Below are 17631 nucleotides of genomic sequence, written 5' to 3' on the forward strand. Positions count from 1 at the left end.
ACTAAAAATATTATATATGTAATTTATTAATTTAATCTTTTTTGACTTATTTTCCCGTCCGGCAGCCATTGGACTAACGTTTCAGCGGAGCCGCCCCGGAGGCTGACGGATCGTTTACCTGATCAGTGTAATATTTCCTTTCAAAGTAGTTGACTCTCCGTTATCGCAAACAACTTCTGCATAGTATATGAACACATCGGGATTGAGCAAAACGCCTTTATAGCTTCCGTCCCATCCGGTGGAAGCATCATCCGTGGAGAGATCGGCACGTTCAAACATCACCTGTCCCCAGCGGTTGTAGATCCGGAAAATGCGTATACGCTGCAAGCCGCGTCCGCGGATATAGAAAACATCGTTCGTTCCATCTCCGTTGGGGGAAAATGTGTTGGGGATGAAGATGTTGGCCCCATTGCAAAGGGTCGTTATATGAACATCGTCCCCGGCGATGCAACCGTACCGGTTCATCACGCTGACACGATAGGTGACGGATGACCTGAGCGTCGCCACAGGTGTCAGGCAGTCATTGCAACTCAGACCGGTAGACGGCTGCCATGTAACAGCAGTAATATCGCTGCTTCCTTTGACAGCGAGGGGTATCTGTGTACCGGTGGAAGCCACGATGTCCTGTCCGGCATCTACCTGTGGTACCGGGTGTACATCAACCCTGGCAAAGGCTGTATCTGTGAAGCATCCGGCCTGATCGAAGCCTACCAGCCGGTAGGTGATGGTGCGGGAAGGAGCAGCAACGGGTTCGGCTATATCAGGGTGGTCCAGTCCTTCCGAAGGTGACCATTGATATCGGAAAGCTCCGCCTGACTGCATTTGTACGCTTTTCCCATAACAAATGCCGGCATCCAGCGCAAATACTTTAAAAGGTGGTATTACCCGGACCCGCACCGCTGCCTCGTTTTTACAACCGAATTCGCTCACCGCTTTTACCGTGTATATGGTATCCTGGTCTGGCTTTACCACGGGAGTCTTGCTGGTGGCGCCGGAAATATTGTACGGCGTCCAGCTGACGGTCGTCGTTGCATCGGTGTTGGATGACAGTTGCAGGGACGCGCCTTTGCAAATAGTGGCTTCAGCGGGCGTGGGGCGCAGGTTGGGAGCCGGATGTACAACAATATTGGCGCCAGCATCCGCGGGGCAGGACCCGTCAGCATTGGCGATCGTTAGTGTTACAGGGATGGTGCCGGCAGTATTGATATCTATGTCCGGCGGCATGGGCACGTCGAACTCCTGTCCATTGCCCAGTTGCCATTTCCAGCGGGTACCTGGCAGGTTGCTGTTGTCGGCGCCACGGAGTTGCACCTTGCCGGAAATGCACAGTTCCGGGATTGGCGAGATAGATGGCCGCGGTTGCGCAGGAATCGATACCGGCAGGGTTTTACTGTCTTTACAGCCATAGTTGCTGGTTGTTTCCAGTGTCACCTGAAAAGTGCCGGGGCCGGGATAGGAAAAAGTACCATCCTGGCTGTTGGAAGCAGTGCCATCATTGTAAATCCATTTACTGCTATACGGGAGATGGAGCAGATCGTTGGTAACGGACGTACTGGTATTTTTAAACAGGACTTTTCCGCCCCCGCAGGCGGCACTGTTGTCTACGGTGAAATTGGCGGTCATTTTATCTGCCACGATGCGGAAATCGCCGTCGGCTTTAACGGCACATCCCCTGTTGTCCATCAGCGACACACGCGGTGTATAAATGCCTGGCCGGGAATACGTATGGGGCGGCGCTTCCGGCAGGGTGGTGGTCTGTACAATACCGTCATCAAAATCCCACTGGTAGGCAACGGTTTTGCTGGCTGTTGCCGCCATCTTCACGGGCAGCGGGACGCAGCCGCTGACAGGCGTGGCGGTGAATGTTCCGTCAGGGCCCTCCACCGTCAATGGAAGTGTTTTGCTGGAAGAACAATTACCCTCAGCATAAACCGTGAGTGTCACATTGTATGTTTTTGCGCGGACATAGATGTGCGCCCCCGGATCGTTTTGAGTGGAAGTGCTGTTATCGCCGAAGTCCCATACTGAACTGGTAAAATGGCTGGAGCTGTTGGTGAACAATACTTTCACCGGCGGACATAACTCCCTGATGGGCGGAAATGAAAAATCGGCAACAGGATCCGGCACCTGTAAGACATTGGGCTTGCTGGTCTGGTCTGTACAACCGGTCTGCGATGTTACCTTCAGCGATACGGTATATGCGCCGGGAGTGCTATAGGTTTTGACCGGGTTGGCGCCGGTGCCGGTGGAATGGTCTCCGAAGTCCCATGCGTATTGAACGATATCTCCTGTTGAAATACTGGTGAAAGTAACAGGGCTGTTTTTGCATGCTATGCCGGACAGAACAGAGAAGTCTGCTTTAACGGCTTCCAGGTTAATTGTCTGCTGCGTCTTCGTTTGACAGCCATAGCGATCTGTGGTTGTCAGTGTAACAGTATAGGCGTTAAAGTCGGTATACCGATGGGTGGTTTGCAGCGGTTGGGTAGTGCTGCTTTCGTCAGGACTGCCGTCGCCGAAGTTCCATGTCCAGTTGACAATCTTATTGCCCGCATCTATGGTGGATTTGTCGGTAAAAGTCAGTGGTGTGTTTTTACAGGGCATCCCGGCCACTTTAAAACTGGTCATTGCGCCGTGTACCGTGATCGTTGCAGGGGTGGCCATCCTTTTGCATCTGTTGGCGTCTTCAAGGGTGAGGCGAATAACATACGTGCCAGACCGTTGATAGGTATGAGACAGCCCCTTTGCTGGATCGATGTCGGTGCCTGACAGCTCCAGTATTGTACCATCTCCCCAGTCCCACAGGTAATTCCTGATGTTGGCAGGATTTACCGGACCTATGCCTGCATGCAATGGCTTGCCAAGGCATATCTGCGTTGTGTCCGGCAGCAGCAGCGGTTTCTCATCGATGATATAAATGTCTGCAGACGTTTCTGATTTGCAGACGCCATCGTCTACCAGCAACGTCACCGTTTTTCTGCCGGGAGTGGCATAACGGAAATCGGGGTTTTGTTGTGTGGAGGTAGCGCCGCCTTCACCGAATTTCCACAGCCATTGCCTTTTGAGCACAGGCTCCGGCCCGAAATCGGAACGATCAGTAAATTTCCGCTGGTAAAAGTCGTTACAGTCGGGCGCAGTAGTAAATACGGCTTTTGGCGGTTTGATTTTAACATACTGTGATTGGGTCAGCCGACTGATACAACCGTTGTTGTTAACGGTCAGCCGGATATCATGCAAACCGGGCTGGTAAAACCGGTGGACCGGGTTTTCTTCAGTGCTGGTGGCGTTATCCTGCGGGAACTCCCAAAGATAGGTGACGCCGGGCCCTTTAGGGGTGGACTGGTTAGTAAACTGCACCGGTTCCATCGGGCAGGACTGCGGCGGTGACGCAGTAAAGGCAACTGTCGGCGGGGTACCCACCCGGAAGGTGACGTTAGCATCTATCAGGCAGCCCAGGGCGGATTTCGCGCGAAGCGCTACCGTATAAGTTCCCTGTTGCGTATAGGTATGGGAAGGATTGGCCAAAGTAGAAGTGATGCCGTCCCCAAAATTCCACTGGTAGCCGGTGATTGCTTCCGCGGGACTGAGGCCGGCCGTAAAGCTTACTTTGTAAGGAATACATCCGGAATCGCCTGACGGCGAGATGGTAAGCACAGGCAGGCCGATATGAATGTAATCGGGCAGTGTGGCGGTGGTAGCACAGCCGACGCTGTTGGCCGCAGTCAGTGTAACGGGAAAAGGACCGTTGCTGGTATAGGTATGAGACGGGTTTGGGGTGGTGGAGGTTGTGCCATCGCCAAAATCCCATAGCCATGCGTTGGCGTACTGCGACCGCGCCTGGAAGGTGGTTGTAAAAGGAGTGATACAGCCGCGAACAGGTGTGCCAACAGGGTCTATTACCGGGCGTGGTTCAATTTCGACAGTCTTCGTCAGTTCCCGTGAGCAGCTGCCAAATGTTACACTCATTTTTACGGTGTAGTCTCCCGGAGGGCCGGCAATAAATCCGGTGGTGGCTCCGGTGGCGCTGCTGCCATCCGGCAGCACCCAGGTAACGTTGTCTGGTGCCGGCGTTGTGGTACTGATCAGCGTAACCAGGTCGCCAGGGCATTTTGTTTGTACTGAAAAGCCGGGAACGATTTTTTGGACCAGGATGTAATCCTTTTTTACCAGGGGAACTGCGCAGCTGTTGGGTGTTGTGGGAATAAGCGTTACGGTGTAACTGCCTTCCCGGGTATAGGTGTGAGCATCGTCCGTGCCGCTGGTGCCGTCTCCATAATCCCATTTGTAAGCAACAGGAGTGCCGGTATTGTTGGTGGACGTATTCCGGAAGGTGACGGTGAACGGTGGGGAACAGCTTTTGGTTTGGTCTGCTGTAAAAGACAATACAGGTGATTCTTTGACAGTGACAGTTGCCGGATTGCTGGTGGCTTTGCATCCCTGGCTGTTGGTAACGAGACTGATGACGCGATAGATGCCGGGCGCGGTGAACTGGTGACTGACAACAGTTCCCTGGTCAGCGCCTCCGTCGCCGAAGTTCCAGAGTATGTTTGTTATGGCGGTCCCCTGACCGGGATTGGATTGGTCCTTAAATTGAACAGTCAGTGGAGTACAACCGCTGCTGTTGTCCATGGTAAATGCCACCAGGGGATTGCTAAAAACGAGAATGTCTACCGATTTGGTCACTTTAGTTGTCGGATAGTCCACCGTTAGTGTAACATGATAGGTGCCGGGGACCGTAAATATCCTGGAGGGGGAGAGGTTGCCGGTTACCCTGGCGCCAATGCCGAAGTCCCATTCCACCTTCGTATAGCCCGGATCAGCCTTGCCGTTAAAGTTCGCCGTTAGCGGGGCGCAGCCATTTGTTTTATCCGTTAGTATCTCCACGTTTTGTGCTGCCAGCTCACTGGCAGGGACCAGCGGGATGAGGAAAATGCTAATGCGCACAAATAGGGAAATGCTCGTGTTTTTCATCGGGGCTGTAGGTGTCGATCGGCTGATATATACCAAACATAACGCCTATGCCTCCGTTATGGTTTAAAGATTGGATAATTGCTGCTTCATCTGTTATCTGATTAATGTCACGTTGCCTTTCATGATCATAGACTCCCCGCTGTCGCAGATGATTTCCGCGTAATACACAAACACATCCGGATTGAGCAGCGCCCCCTTGTAACGGCCGTCCCAGCCAAACGAGGGATCGTCGCCGCTGATACCGAACCGTTCGAACATCACCTGGCCCCAGCGGTTGTAGATGCGGAATACGCGTACCGTTTGCATACCACGCCCACGGATATAGAAAATATCATTCACGCCGTCGCCGTTGGGTGAAAACGTATTGGGAATGAAGATATTACCGCCGTTGCAGATGGTTTTGATATGGATGTCGTCGCCTGCAATACAGCCCCACTGGTTGCTGACGGTTACATGATAGGTCGTATTGCCTTTGGGTGTGATCGTCGGCGTGAGGCAGTTGAAACAGCTCAGGTTGGTGATGGGTGTCCATTCTATTTGTGTAATATCATTGCTGCCTGCGACGGGCATGGGAATAACGCTGCCGGCAGCCACTTCCATGTCCGGGCCGAGTTTAATTTCCGGGGAGGGCCGTACGGTCACTTTTGCCAGCACCGTATCGGTAAAGCAGCCGATGTCGTCATATCCCACTACCTGGTAGGTGGTGGTGGTCGCCGGGCTCGCGATGGGGTCGGGGATATCGGCGTTACTCAACCCGGCAGCGGGTATCCATTTATAGCGGTAAGCGCCGCCGGACTGCATTTGCATGCTTTTGCCGGAGCAGATGTTACCATCGAGTGCATACATCCGGAAAGGCTGTATTACAGTGACTTTTACGCTGCCATTGCTTTTACAGCCAAACTCGCTGGTTGCCTGAACATCGTATACCACGTCGTTGTCCGGTTTTACAACGGGGCTTGTGCTGGCGGCGTCGGAGATGTTGTAAGGCGTCCAGCTCACCGTGGCGTTGGCGTCTGTATTGGCAGACAGCTGCAGGGAGGCGCCTTTGCAGATGCTGGACTCTGCTGGTGTTGGCTGCAGGCGGGGCGCCGGATGCACCACTATGTTGGTCGTGGCCGATGCAGGGCAGGAGCCATCGGCGTTGGTGATCGTCAGCCTGACCGGCGTTATGCCAAGGGTGCTGAAATCCATTTCCGGCGGTGATGGCAGGTCAAATTCCTGTCCGTTGCCCAGTTGCCACTTCCATTTGGTGCCCGGCAGATTTTTATTGTCGCTGCCACGTAGCTGCACCCTGCGGGTCACGCATATATCCGGAACGGGGCTGATGACCGGCTGTGGCTGCGGCGGTATCACCAAAGGCAGCGTCTTCCGGTCCTTACAGCCGTAGTTGCTGGTGACTTCCAGCGTGACGTTGTAAGTGCCGGGCAGCGGGTAGTTAAACGAACCGTCTTTATCTGCACCGGTGCTGCCGGGGGCATATGTCCATTGGCTGGTAAACGGCAGTCCCAGCAGATCGTTGGTTACCGAAGTGCTGTTGTTTTTGAACAACACGGTACCGCCTCCGCAGGCTGCGCTGTTGTCTATCGTGAAATCGGCCGCGGCATTGTCTACCACGATCTTATCGTTGCCTTCTGCTTTTACGGCGCAACCTTTGTCATCGATCAGCGATACCCTCGGGGTATAGATGCCCGGCTTGGTATAAGTATGCCCGGGCGCTGTGGGTGTCTGTGTTTTTAACACGGTGCCGTCATCGAAGTCCCACTGGAAATTGGTGGTCTTGTTAGCGACGGCTGTAATGCTGACTGCCAGCGGAACGCAGCCATTGGCCGGTGTAGCGGTAAAGGTACCGTCAGGGCCTTCAATGGTGACGGGGATGATTTTTGTCGCCGGACAATCACCTTCTGAATACACGGTGAGTTTAACGTTATAGGTTTTAGCCCTCACGTAAATGTGGTTACCAGGGTCATTTTTGGAAGAAGTGCTGTTATCGCCGAAATCCCAGAGCGACTTCACAAAGTCGCTGGATTTGTTGGTGAAGGGGACGGTTACCGGCGGACAGAGTTCCAGGTTGGGCGGGAAAGAGAAATCGGCTACGGGATCGGGTACACGCAGTACCTGCTTTTTGGTGATCTGATCGGTACATCCTTCCCGGGTAGTGATTTTCAGCGTTACATCGTAGTTGCCCGAAGCGGCGTAAGCCTTAGCAGGGTTGGAACCGGTACCGGTGGTGTTATCGCCGAAGTCCCAGGCGTAGTCCGCTACGCTGCCGGCAGACCTGCTGGTAAAATAAAACTGGCTGCCTTTGCACACCACGTTGGCGGGTTGCGAGAAATCAGCTTTTACTGCTTCGAAGTAAACCGGTTTTTGCGCCGGGATGATACAACCGTATTGGTCGGTGGTGGTGAGCGTTACCGTATACGATTTGAAGCTGGTAAAAGTATGTTTGCTGTTGAGCGGTTGGGTGTTATTGTTCTCCAGCGGACTGCCGTCACCGAAGTCCCATGCCCAGTTGACGATTTTGTTGCCTGCATCAATGGTGGATTTATCGGTAAAGGTGAGCTCATCGTTGATACATCTTCTGCCGGTGACCGTGAAATCGGCCAGGGCGCCGTGTACGGCTGCAGTAACAGGAACGGCTGTACGACGGCATCCGTTTTTGTCTGTAATGGCCAGTTGTATGGTATAGGTGCCTGACTTCCGGTAAATGTGTGACAGCCCTTTGGACGGATCTATCTCATAACCCTGGAAGTATTGTTGTGTACCATCGCCCCAGTCCCAGGTGTAGGAATTGATATTGCCGGCAACCATCGGTCCGAGGCTTACATGTAAGGACTTGCCGATGCACACCCATGGCTCGTCCGGCTTCAGGACGGGTTTTTCATCGATGATATTGATGTTGATAATGGTATCGGATTTACACACACCGTTATCCACCCGTAGCCTGACCGTTTTGCTGCCGGTAGTGGTGTAGCGGAATTCCGGGTTTTGCAGGGTGGAAGTGGCGCCGCCTTCCCCGAAATCCCAGAACCATTTTTTTTGTGCTACCGGCTCCGGCCCGAAGTTGGATGCGTCTGTGAACTGGCGATGATAGGGATCTGCGCAGTCAGGTTCAACAGAGAACCTGGCCTGTGGCGGCAGGATCTGTATATATTTCGGTTTGAGCAGTTCCCGGATACACCCGTTGTTATTGACAATGAGGCGTACGTCGTGCAGACCGATATGATTAAAGCTGTAGGAAGGGTCTTTGCCGGTGATGGTACCATTGTCCTGCGGGAAAATCCAGATGTAGGAAACGCCTGGCCCGGTAGGCGTGGAGAGGTTGGTAAACTGTACCGGGTCGATGGCGCAGGATTTCAACGGCGTGGCGGTGAAGTCTACCACGGGAGGGGTGCCGGTGCGGAAGACCGTCCTCGCGTCTGCGGTACAGCCGCTGGTAGTCGTTATTTTCAGTGTTACAGTAAAGGTTCCCTGTTTATCAAAAATATGAGTGGGGGTCGGCAGGTTGGAAGTGGTGCCGTCTCCAAAGTCCCATTCGTATTTCGCCACGTTCTCCACACTGTTGACCTGGGCGATGAACGGTACGGTCAGCGGAACGCAGGCTTCGGTGCCGGAAGGCGCGATGTTCACGAAAGGGGGATTGAGCGTGATATAATCCGCTTTCCTTACCACCTCTGTACAGTTGCTGCCGTTGGAGGCCCTGAGTGTAACGGTATAAGTGCCGAAGCGTGTATAGGTATGCGCTGGATTTTCTTCTGTGGAAGTAGCGCCGTCTCCGAAATCCCATAGCCAGGAAGTGGCGTTCTGCGACTGTGCTTTGAAGCTGGTCGTCAGGGGCGCTGCGCAGGAGCGTGTAGGCGTTCCTGTGGGATTGATTACCGGAGGGGCGCTGATATGTACTGTTTGTTCAATTTCCTGGGAGCAGGCGCCGATGGTGGCGCGCAGCTTTACTTTATAATCCCCGGCGGTGGCGGCAAAAAAAGAAGCGTTGGAACCCGACGAGGTGCTGCCATCGGGAAGGGTCCAGGTGATATTGTCCGGTACCGGAGTAGTGGTACTGGACAGGGTCGCCAGCTGGCCGGCGCATCCCTGTTTTAATTCAAAACCGGGTGTCAGTTTTTTGATGACGACAAAATTCTTTTTCTGCAGGGGGGCTGCGCAACTGTTGGTGCTGGTGGGTATAAGGGTAACGGTATAGCTGCCTTCTTTGGTGTAGGTATGTGTGGCGTCGGTGCCGGTGGTGCCGTCTCCGTAGTCCCATGCGTAGGCTATAGGATCGCCGGTGGCGTTGGTGCTGGTGTTGGTGAAGGTAACCGTCAGCGGGGCCATGCAGCTCTGTGTTTTGTCGGCCGTAAAAGACAGTACCGGCGCTTCTTTGGCGGTGATGGTCACAGGATCGCTGCTACTGCGGCATCCTTTGCTGTTGGTAACGAGGCTGATGACGTTATAGGCGCCTGTTTCAGTAAACTGGTGGGTTACTGCAGGGCCGCCGTCGGCGCTGCCGTCGCCGAAGTTCCAGACGATGCTTTCGATGGTGCCGTCGCCTGGTGTGGAGTGGTCGGTGAAGTTGACGGTCAGCGGTTTACAGCCGCTGGTCTTGTCCACCGTGAAAGATACGACCGGCCGTTTGTACACGGTAATATCTACTGTTTTGACTATTTTTTTGCCGGAATAATCGACCGTAAGGGTAACCTTGTACACGCCGGGGTCAGGGAATATCCTTGACGGGGTGGGGTTCCCGGTCACCTTGGCGCCGATGCTGAAGTCCCATTCAATGCCGGTGTAACCGGGATCGAGCCGGGAGTTGAAAGCTACTGTGAAAGGCGGGCAGTCGGCTGTTTTATCCGGTAATATCTCTACGTTTTGCGCGAACAGGTCACAGGAAAATACAAGCAGGAGTAGCAAAACGATGGCAATCCTAGTGTTTTTCATCAGGCATAGGTGGTCAATCGGGAAATAAAGTATAAAAATAACAATTATGTTTGTAAATAGCGATTTTAAGGAGAATGATAATATGGAGACAACCGACCCTCAATATTGGAATAACCGTTATCTGACAGGCGACACCGGCTGGGACATGGGCCGGGTATCGCCTCCGTTGCAGGCGTACATTGATCAGCTGGAAAACAAGGACCTGGACATCCTGATACCGGGCGCGGGCAACAGTTACGAGGCCGCCTACCTGCTGGAAAAAGGATTTCGGCGGGTAACGGTGCTGGACATAGCGCCGGTGCTGACTGCCCGGCTCCGGGAGGCTTTCGCCGGTACTGCCTTACAGATCGTAGAGGATGATTTTTTCCGGCATCAGGGGCTATATGACCTGGTGCTGGAGCAGACTTTCTTTTGTGCGCTGGAGCCGTCGCTGCGCCGGGCTTATGTAACGCATATGCATACACTGGTCAAACCCGGCGGGCATCTGGCGGGCGTGTTGTTTAACAGAAGTTTTTCACATGATGGCCCGCCTTTTGGGGGGGCTGCAAATGAATACCGGGAGTTGTTCGCACCGTTGTTTGAATTGAAAACCATGGAGCTGTGTTATAATTCCCATCCTGCCCGTCAGGGGACCGAATTGTTTATTAATTTTTTACCGAAATAATCCAGTATGTACCGTTTTTTGATGGCTGCCCTGCTGATGTGCACCGGCGGCGTTTTACAGGCCCAACAGCCGCAACAGGAAGATGCAAAGACCTTTGCAAAAGATATTCAGCAACCCGGTGTACAGGTATTTGATGTGCGCACGGCAGCGGAGTACAGTACCGGTCATCTGCCCAATGCGTTGCAGGCAGATTATACCAACAAGGCGGAGTTTAATGAACGCGTGAAGTATCTCGACAAACAGAAGCCTGTGTATATCTACTGTCTCAGCGGTGGCCGCAGCACCAAGGCGGCGCAATGGATGCGGGAGAACGGATTCAGCAAAGTGGTGGAACTGGAAAATGGCGTCAGTGCATGGAAACAGGCCGGCTTACCGTTGGACGGCGTGAACGCCAAAAAGCCTCAGTTGACGGTAGATGCCTATACCAAAAGTATTGCTGATGGCGTGGTGCTGACAGACGTAGGCGCCGAATGGTGCCCGCCCTGCAAACAGCTGGAACCGGTGCTGAAAGCATTTTTGCAAAGCCACCCGAAGGTGAGGCTGCAGAAAGTGGATGGTGGTAATGATACCGATGTGATGAAAGCGATTGGCGCCAAAGGGTTGCCTACATTGATTGTATATAAAAACGGGAAGGAAGTGTGGCGGAAGCAGGGAGTGGCTACAGCAGAGGAGTTGGCCGCAGCCGTGAAATAGTGCCGCAGACAATATTCAATGAGAAGCCCCGGGTGTTGCCCGGGGCTTTTTAATGTTATTGATTAAGGAAGAAGTGTCACCGGATTCACGATAGTTACCTGGCCGGTGGTCACGTTCACATTGGTAATGAGGGTGTCTCTTACAGTGCTGTCGCCAGCGATGGCCAGGTTATATGCGCCGGCATTGAGGCCTGCGATCAGGTAGGCCCCGGTCAGCGGATCTGGTTTGGCAGCAGCGATGGTGTCAGCATTCTGGATAGCATACACGCCGGACACATGGAGCAGCGGTAAAGCGATGCCTTTGATGGTGCCGCCGGTAGCCTGTGTATAAGTACGGATCACTGGTTTCAGGATGTACTTGTTGCTGCCGGTAGTAACCACGGAGCGCGCGGCGTCGAAGTCGAGCCACAGGCGGTATTCAATACCTGCGGTCAATGTCGCGTGTACATTGAGCTTCAGTCCTGACTGCTGGGCAGACGGGGTGGTCAGCGGATAAGTGTTGCCATCTATTACCACACTGTTGTTGGAACCGAGTACCAGTCTGATTTGGGAAATTTCGCCGGCAGGCAGTTCCTGTGAGGCGAGTACGGTGTCGAGACCGTTTCTGAAGTTAAGCAGGTTGTACACCCCGGGACGCAGCAGGTGGATGGATTGCCAGCCGTTGTCTGAGTTGGAGGCGTTCACCTGAACATCCTGGATGTCTACATTCACTGCGTCGTAGTCAGCGGGAGCATCGGTAAGATATACCGTCATTTTAGCTTTGCCGCTGTTGTTGTCAGAATCATTTTTGTTGCAGGCGGTAAATAACAGCGCGAGTGCAGGCATGGCCACGATAAAGGCCCAGATTCGGTTTTTCATGATTTAAATGTTTAGACAGATTTTGAATTCGCAAATAGTATTGTTTATGTAAAGTATGGCACTTGGACAATCTCAAGCTGATGTTATCCTTTCGGCTGTCTGATGATTTTGCATTCCAACATTCATGAGGGTTATACCAAACCACAGGCCAATTACTGTGACTGCTAAAGAAGGAGGAAGTTTAATAATGTGGAAAAATGAGATAGGATATTGATTTTAACGAAGTTAGTGTACTCAGGAAAAATAAAAACCCCCGGGAATGGCTTTGGAACGCCATTCCCGGGGGACGAAATGATGATTGGTTATTATACTATCAGCGCGATCACCAGTTATAGATGTCTGCGTATTTCTTTTCCGCATAGTCGAGGAAGTAGCTGAATTGCAGTTCCTGGCCGGTTACTTTCTTGCACAGTTCATTGGAGGTGTAGAACCGGCCGAAGGGATGGATATGGGTGCGCAGCCATTCCAGCAGAGAATGGTAATTACCCCTGCTGATGGCGTCGTCCAGTCCGGGCACCTGTTTTTGTGCCGTGGTAAAGAACTGGGCGGCGTAGAAGCTGCCGAGGGAGTAAGTGGGGAAGTAGCCGAAGCTGCCGTGCGACCAGTGGATGTCCTGTAATACGCCCTGTGCATCGTCAGGTACGTTGACGTGCAGGTATTTCTGGTAGTATTCATTCCATACCTGCCGGAGGTCGTTAACCGGTATACTGCCGTCCATGAGTCCTTTTTCGATCTCGTAGCGGATCATGATATGGAAGTGGTAGGTGAGTTCGTCTGCTTCCGTGCGGATAAGGGAGGGTTTTACCTGGTTGATGGCCTGGTAGAAGTTCCGGAGCGGCACATTGCCCAGGTTTTCCGGGAACAGCTGCTGAACGTGGGCGTAGTGGTGTTTCCAGAAGTTGAGGCTGCGGCCCACGTTGTTTTCCCACAGGCGGGACTGTGATTCGTGGATGCCGAGGCTGGTGGCCTCGCCGCAGGGGAGGCCGTATTGTTCGGCCGGGAGTCCCTGTTCGTAGAGGGCGTGACCGCCTTCATGGATGCAGCTCCAGGTCATGTTGCCGAAGTCATTTTCATCGATGCGGGTGGTGACCCTTACGTCGTGGGGGTTGAAGCTGGTGGTGAAGGGATGTTCGGAGATATCCTGTCTGCCGGCCTGGAGATCGTAGCCCATATCTTTCAGCAGGTCGATGCCCAGCTGCCATTGTTTGTCGCGGTTATAGTGCAGCAGCAGGAAGTCTTTGTCCACCTGCGGGCGGCTTTCAATTTTCGCCAGCAGGGGAGAAAGGGCTTTTTTCACATCTTCGAAGATCTTGTCCAGCATGGTGGTGGTGGCGCCTTTCTCGTATTCGTTGAGCAGCGCGTTGTAGGGATGGCCTTCGTAGCCCAGGATGGTGGTTTCCTGTTTTTTGAGGGTGATCATTCTGGAGAGGGCTGGTGCAAAGATGCTGTAGTCGTTGGCTTTGCGGGCTTTGATCCAGGCGTGGTAGCATTCGTTGGTGGTGTTGGACATCTCTGCCACGAACGATGCCGGGTATTTTTTGTTTTTATCGTAGTCTTCCAGCGAGAGGGCGATGTTTTTCTGCTGGAGGGCGTCAAGTTCCTTGTGATGATGGAGTTGCCGGAGGAGGTCGCCGAGGGCCTCTTCGGTAAACAGTTCATGGGCGATGCCGCTGAGGGTGGTCAGCTGCTGGCCCCTGAAGGCGGCGCCTTTTTCAGGCAGGTAGGTTTCCTGGTCCCAGCCCAATACAGCCATGGCGTTTCTTACGTCCGCAATTTTTTGCATCTTTGACTGGTACCCGGTATATTGTTCTGCAGTAGATTTGCTTCCTGTCATAACTGGATTTTTTTGCAAATGTACAGGATACCAATTGCTTTACTATGAAGATAAAAGAGATCATACAGGTACTGGAGGCTTATGCGCCTTTGCCGTACCAGGAGAGTTACGATAACGCCGGCCTTATTTTCGGGGACCCGTCGTGGGAGGTGACCAATGTGTTGCTGACGCTGGATGCCACCGAGGCGGTGATCGACGAGGCGATTGCGCGGGGCTGCAACCTGGTGGTGGCGCATCATCCCATTGTTTTCGGGGGGCTGAAGAAAATCAACGGGCGCTCTTATGTGGAGCGGGTGGCGATCAAGGCTATCAAGCATGATGTGGCGGTATATGCGGCCCATACGAACCTGGACAATGTGCGTAACGGCGTATGTGCGCAGATGGCGGGCAGGCTGGGGCTGGAGCGATGCCGGGTATTGCAGCCGAAGACCGGTTTGCTGAAGAAGTTATACACCTTTGTGCCGGCAGACGACGCCGAGAAGGTGCGGGCGGCTTTATTTACCGCCGGGGCGGGGCATATCGGGAATTACAGTGAATGCAGCTTCAATGCAGAAGGGCAGGGCACTTTCAAAGGAGGCGCCGGTACTGATCCTTATGTAGGGACACCGGGGGAAAGACATTTTGAGCGGGAAATAAAGTTGGAAGTGATTTTTCCGGTATATTTGGAATCCGGGATTATACAGGCCCTGTTGGCAAGCCATCCCTATGAAGAGGTGGCTTACGATGTGGTGACGCTGGATAATGTTTACCAGCAGGTGGGTTCCGGGCTGGTGGGCGAGCTGCCGGAGGCGATGGAGGAGCAGGCGTTCCTGGCGTGGGTGAAGCAGCAGTTTCAGACCGGCTGTGTGCGGTATACCCCGTTGAAGGGCCGCCCGGTGAAGAAGGTGGCGTTGTGCGGGGGAGCGGGCAGCTTCCTGTTGAAGCGGGCTATCGCGGCGGGGGCGGATGCCTATATTTCCGCCGATTTTAAATACCATGAATTTTTTGATGCTGATAATCAAATAGTTATAGCAGATGTCGGACATTTCGAGAGTGAGCAGTTCACAGTGGAATTATTTTATCATATATTGACTGAAAAATTCCGTAATTTTGCGCCTCTTAAATCTACGATTAAAACAAACCCGGTAAATTATTTATAATACATGGCTACCGTAAAAGAATACTCCGTTGAAGAAAAATTAGCATCTGTGCTCAAGCTGCAGAAGATTGATTCCAAGCTGGATGAAATCCAGGTGTTGAAAGGGGAGTTGCCGATTGAAGTAAAGGACCTGGAAGATGAGATCGAAGGGTTAAATACACGTCAGTCTCATATTGAGAATGAGATCAAAGGTATCCAGGACTTCGTTGCCAGCAAGAAAACTGCTATTAAAGATGCAGAAGCGCTGATCAAGAAGTATGAGAAGCAGCAGGACAATGTGAAGAACAACCGTGAGTTTGAGGCCATCACCAAGGAAATGGAGATGCAGTCACTGGAGATCAAACTGGCTGAGAAGCATATCAAAGACGCAAACGAAGAGATAAAAGAAAAATCCCGCACCCTGGAAGTAGCTAAAAAGGCGATCGCCGACAAAGAGGCTAACCTGAAGCACAAGAAAGGGGAACTGGAAAAAATCGTAGCAGAAACCGAGAAGGAAGAAAAAGCCTTCCGCAAGGAAAGCGAAGACGCGAAAGCGAAAGTAGACCCCCGTTTACTGGCTGCCTACGAAAAAATCCGCAAAAACTACCGTAACGGCCTGGCCGTGGTAACAGTGGAGCGTGATTCCTGCGGCGGTTGCTATAACGCGATCCCTCCTCAGCGTCAGGCAGAGATCCGTCAGCACAAAAAGATCATCGTTTGTGAGCACTGCGGCCGTATCCTGGTAGACAACGACCTCGAGGCGACTGTCACCATCTGATGCGATCAGGCACACCGAAAACATTGAAAAAGGGCATCCATGGATGCCCTTTTTTCGTTTAAGCGTTATCGTTATAAAAATATACTAATTTATTTAGCTTTGTTTTACTAAATATGTTAGCTTTGCCCCTGTGTCCCTTACGCAGGTAGTTTGCGTAGCAGTTCTTTTAATTTGTGGCAGGAAATTGGATGGGCAAGCAACATTTAAAAAATGTGGATTGTTAATTTGGGATTTGTGAAATTGTTGTGTGAGATTTGAATTTATTCCAGGAATTTTGCCCTTATGCGTATTATTTTTTCGTTGATTCTTTTGCTGGGATTAGGATTTACAGTTGATGCAAGACAGAAAACGTATGATTTCAACAGCCGTTGTGAACAGGCGTATGAAGCCATTATGGAACTACGCTTAAACGCCGGTAAGGCGCTGTTGGAAGCGGAGAAGAAAGAAAACCCTGATAACCTGGTACCTTACTTCCTGGATAACTACGCGGACTTTTTCCCGTTGTTTTTCAATGAGGACCCGGCAGAATACGCCCGGAAAAGAGGTATGCGCGCTGTCCGGCTGGACAAGATGCTGGAAGGGTCTCCGGATTCTCCCTACTATCTGTACACGCAGGCAGCCATCAAGTTTCAGTGGGCGATGGTCAAGATCAAGTTCAACGAAAAATGGGACGCTACCTGGGAGATCCGTAAAGCTTACATGACCCTGAAAGAAAACCAGCGCCGGTTTCCGGATTTCGTACCCAACCGCTTGCTGCTGGGGGCCATGCAAACCGTCTTCGGTACTATCCCGGAAGGGTATAAATGGATCACCAATATCCTGGGCATGAAGGGCAGTATTCACCAGGGCATGGAAAATGTGAACGCTTTTATCGAAAGCAATGCGCCGGAAGCTAAACTGTTCAGGGAAGAATCCTATTATTACTACTGTTACCTGATGCTCTTTATTGTGAACAAACCCGAAGACACCTGGGCTTTTTTGCAAAAAAAGCAGCTGGATACCAAAAACAACTACCTGTACGCCCTGATGGTGGCCAACCTGTCGCTCAACAACCAGAAGGCGGCTACCGGCATACGGGTGCTGGAGGAGAAGCATGACGGTAACGAGTATGCAGACATAGAATATTATAACTATGTCTTCGGACTGTTGAAACTGACGCGGCTGGATAGTGACGCACATGTGTACCTCGAGAGGTTCGTCAACGAGTTTAAAGGGAAGTTCTATGTAAAGGAATGCCTGCAGCGGTTAAGCTGGTTCTACTATCTCGAAGGCAATCAGGCCATGGCCAACAAATACCGGAACATGATCCTGAACCGGGGAGGTACGGAAACAGACGCTGACAAACAGGCGCTGAAAGAAGCGGAAGGCGGCAAATGGCCCAACCCTTTCCTGCTGAAAGTACGGCTGCAGAGCGACGGCGGTTTCTTTAACGAAGCGCTGAAACTGCTGCTGACCAAAAAAGCGTCCGATTTCCCGGCGATGGAAGACAAACTGGAATACGCCTACCGCCTCGGCCGTATCTATGATGAAACCGGGCAGGACGACAAGGCCGTCACCATGTACGAAGTAACCATCAAGGTAGGGGCTAACCGGCCGGAATATTACGCGGCCAGAGCTTCCCTGCAATTGGGTTATATTTACGAAAAAAGAAAAGATAAAACCAAAGCCGTTCAGTGTTATCAGCAATGCCTGAACATGAAAGGCCACGATTATAAAAACTCCCTCGACCAACGGGCAAAAGCAGGTATACAACGTGTAAACGGCAGTTGAGAAGGGAGAAAAATTGTGATT

General features: G+C 52.3%; 9 protein-coding genes. 5 read left to right on the forward strand and 4 right to left on the reverse strand.

The window, feature by feature from the left end:
- Positions 1-114: 114 nt before the first annotated feature.
- Positions 115-4941: a PKD domain-containing protein gene (locus HF324_RS05805; protein ID WP_168862092.1), complete on the reverse strand. Its 4827-nt coding sequence runs from the start codon at positions 4939-4941 to the stop codon at positions 115-117.
- 120 nt (positions 4942-5061) lie between these two features.
- A complete protein-coding gene (locus HF324_RS05810; RefSeq protein WP_168862093.1) occupies positions 5062-9897 on the reverse strand; it encodes a PKD domain-containing protein in 4836 nt (1611 codons plus the stop codon).
- A gap of 46 nt (positions 9898-9943) precedes the next feature.
- Between HF324_RS05810 and HF324_RS05815 the strand changes: the two genes are divergently transcribed.
- Together HF324_RS05815 and HF324_RS05820 are read left to right on the forward strand one after the other, a co-directional pair.
- Positions 9944-10561, forward strand: a complete 618-nt coding sequence (locus HF324_RS05815; protein WP_258539444.1) for a methyltransferase domain-containing protein — start codon at positions 9944-9946, stop codon at positions 10559-10561.
- Positions 10562-10567: 6 nt separating this feature from the next.
- Positions 10568-11254 (forward strand): rhodanese-like domain-containing protein, encoded by a 687-nt coding sequence (locus HF324_RS05820; RefSeq protein WP_168810364.1) that lies wholly within the window; start codon positions 10568-10570, stop codon positions 11252-11254.
- 62 nt (positions 11255-11316) lie between these two features.
- On the opposite strand, the gene HF324_RS05825 is transcribed toward HF324_RS05820, so the two are convergent.
- Complete coding sequence (locus HF324_RS05825; protein ID WP_168810366.1) at positions 11317-12111, reverse strand: DUF4382 domain-containing protein; 795 nt, start codon at positions 12109-12111, stop codon at positions 11317-11319.
- Positions 12112-12433: 322 nt separating this feature from the next.
- Positions 12434-13945: a carboxypeptidase M32 gene (locus tag HF324_RS05830; protein ID WP_168862094.1), complete on the reverse strand. Its 1512-nt coding sequence runs from the start codon at positions 13943-13945 to the stop codon at positions 12434-12436.
- A gap of 44 nt (positions 13946-13989) precedes the next feature.
- Here HF324_RS05830 and HF324_RS05835 point away from each other — a divergent pair, with 44 nt between their 5' ends.
- The 3 genes from HF324_RS05835 (at position 13990) to HF324_RS05845 (ending at position 17610) form a co-directional block, all read left to right on the forward strand.
- A complete protein-coding gene (locus HF324_RS05835) occupies positions 13990-15084 on the forward strand; it encodes a Nif3-like dinuclear metal center hexameric protein (protein ID WP_168862095.1) in 1095 nt (364 codons plus the stop codon).
- A gap of 3 nt (positions 15085-15087) precedes the next feature.
- Positions 15088-15840 carry a zinc ribbon domain-containing protein gene (locus tag HF324_RS05840; protein ID WP_168810381.1) on the forward strand — a complete coding sequence of 251 codons (753 nt, stop codon included), beginning with the start codon at positions 15088-15090 and terminating at the stop codon, positions 15838-15840.
- 393 nt (positions 15841-16233) lie between these two features.
- A complete protein-coding gene (locus tag HF324_RS05845) occupies positions 16234-17610 on the forward strand; it encodes a tetratricopeptide repeat protein (RefSeq protein ID WP_168810382.1) in 1377 nt (458 codons plus the stop codon).
- The last annotated feature ends 21 nt before the right edge of the window (positions 17611-17631 follow it).

The organism is Chitinophaga oryzae (genome assembly GCF_012516375.2).
GTDB lineage: Bacteria > Bacteroidota > Bacteroidia > Chitinophagales > Chitinophagaceae > Chitinophaga > Chitinophaga oryzae.

Excerpts from the sequence above, each read along its gene's own strand:
- HF324_RS05810 (WP_168862093.1), bottom strand. The coding sequence starts at position 9,897 with ATGAAAAACACTAGGATTGCCATCGTTTTGCTACTCCTGCTTGTATTT.
- HF324_RS05815 (WP_258539444.1), top strand. The coding sequence starts at position 9,944 with ATGTTTGTAAATAGCGATTTTAAGGAGAATGATAATATGGAGACAACC.
- HF324_RS05820 (WP_168810364.1), top strand. The coding sequence starts at position 10,568 with ATGTACCGTTTTTTGATGGCTGCCCTGCTGATGTGCACCGGCGGCGTT.
- HF324_RS05825 (WP_168810366.1), bottom strand. The coding sequence starts at position 12,111 with ATGAAAAACCGAATCTGGGCCTTTATCGTGGCCATGCCTGCACTCGCG.
- HF324_RS05830 (WP_168862094.1), bottom strand. The coding sequence starts at position 13,945 with ATGACAGGAAGCAAATCTACTGCAGAACAATATACCGGGTACCAGTCA.
- HF324_RS05835 (WP_168862095.1), top strand. The coding sequence starts at position 13,990 with ATGAAGATAAAAGAGATCATACAGGTACTGGAGGCTTATGCGCCTTTG.
- HF324_RS05840 (WP_168810381.1), top strand. The coding sequence starts at position 15,088 with ATGGCTACCGTAAAAGAATACTCCGTTGAAGAAAAATTAGCATCTGTG.
- HF324_RS05845 (WP_168810382.1), top strand. The coding sequence starts at position 16,234 with ATGGAACTACGCTTAAACGCCGGTAAGGCGCTGTTGGAAGCGGAGAAG.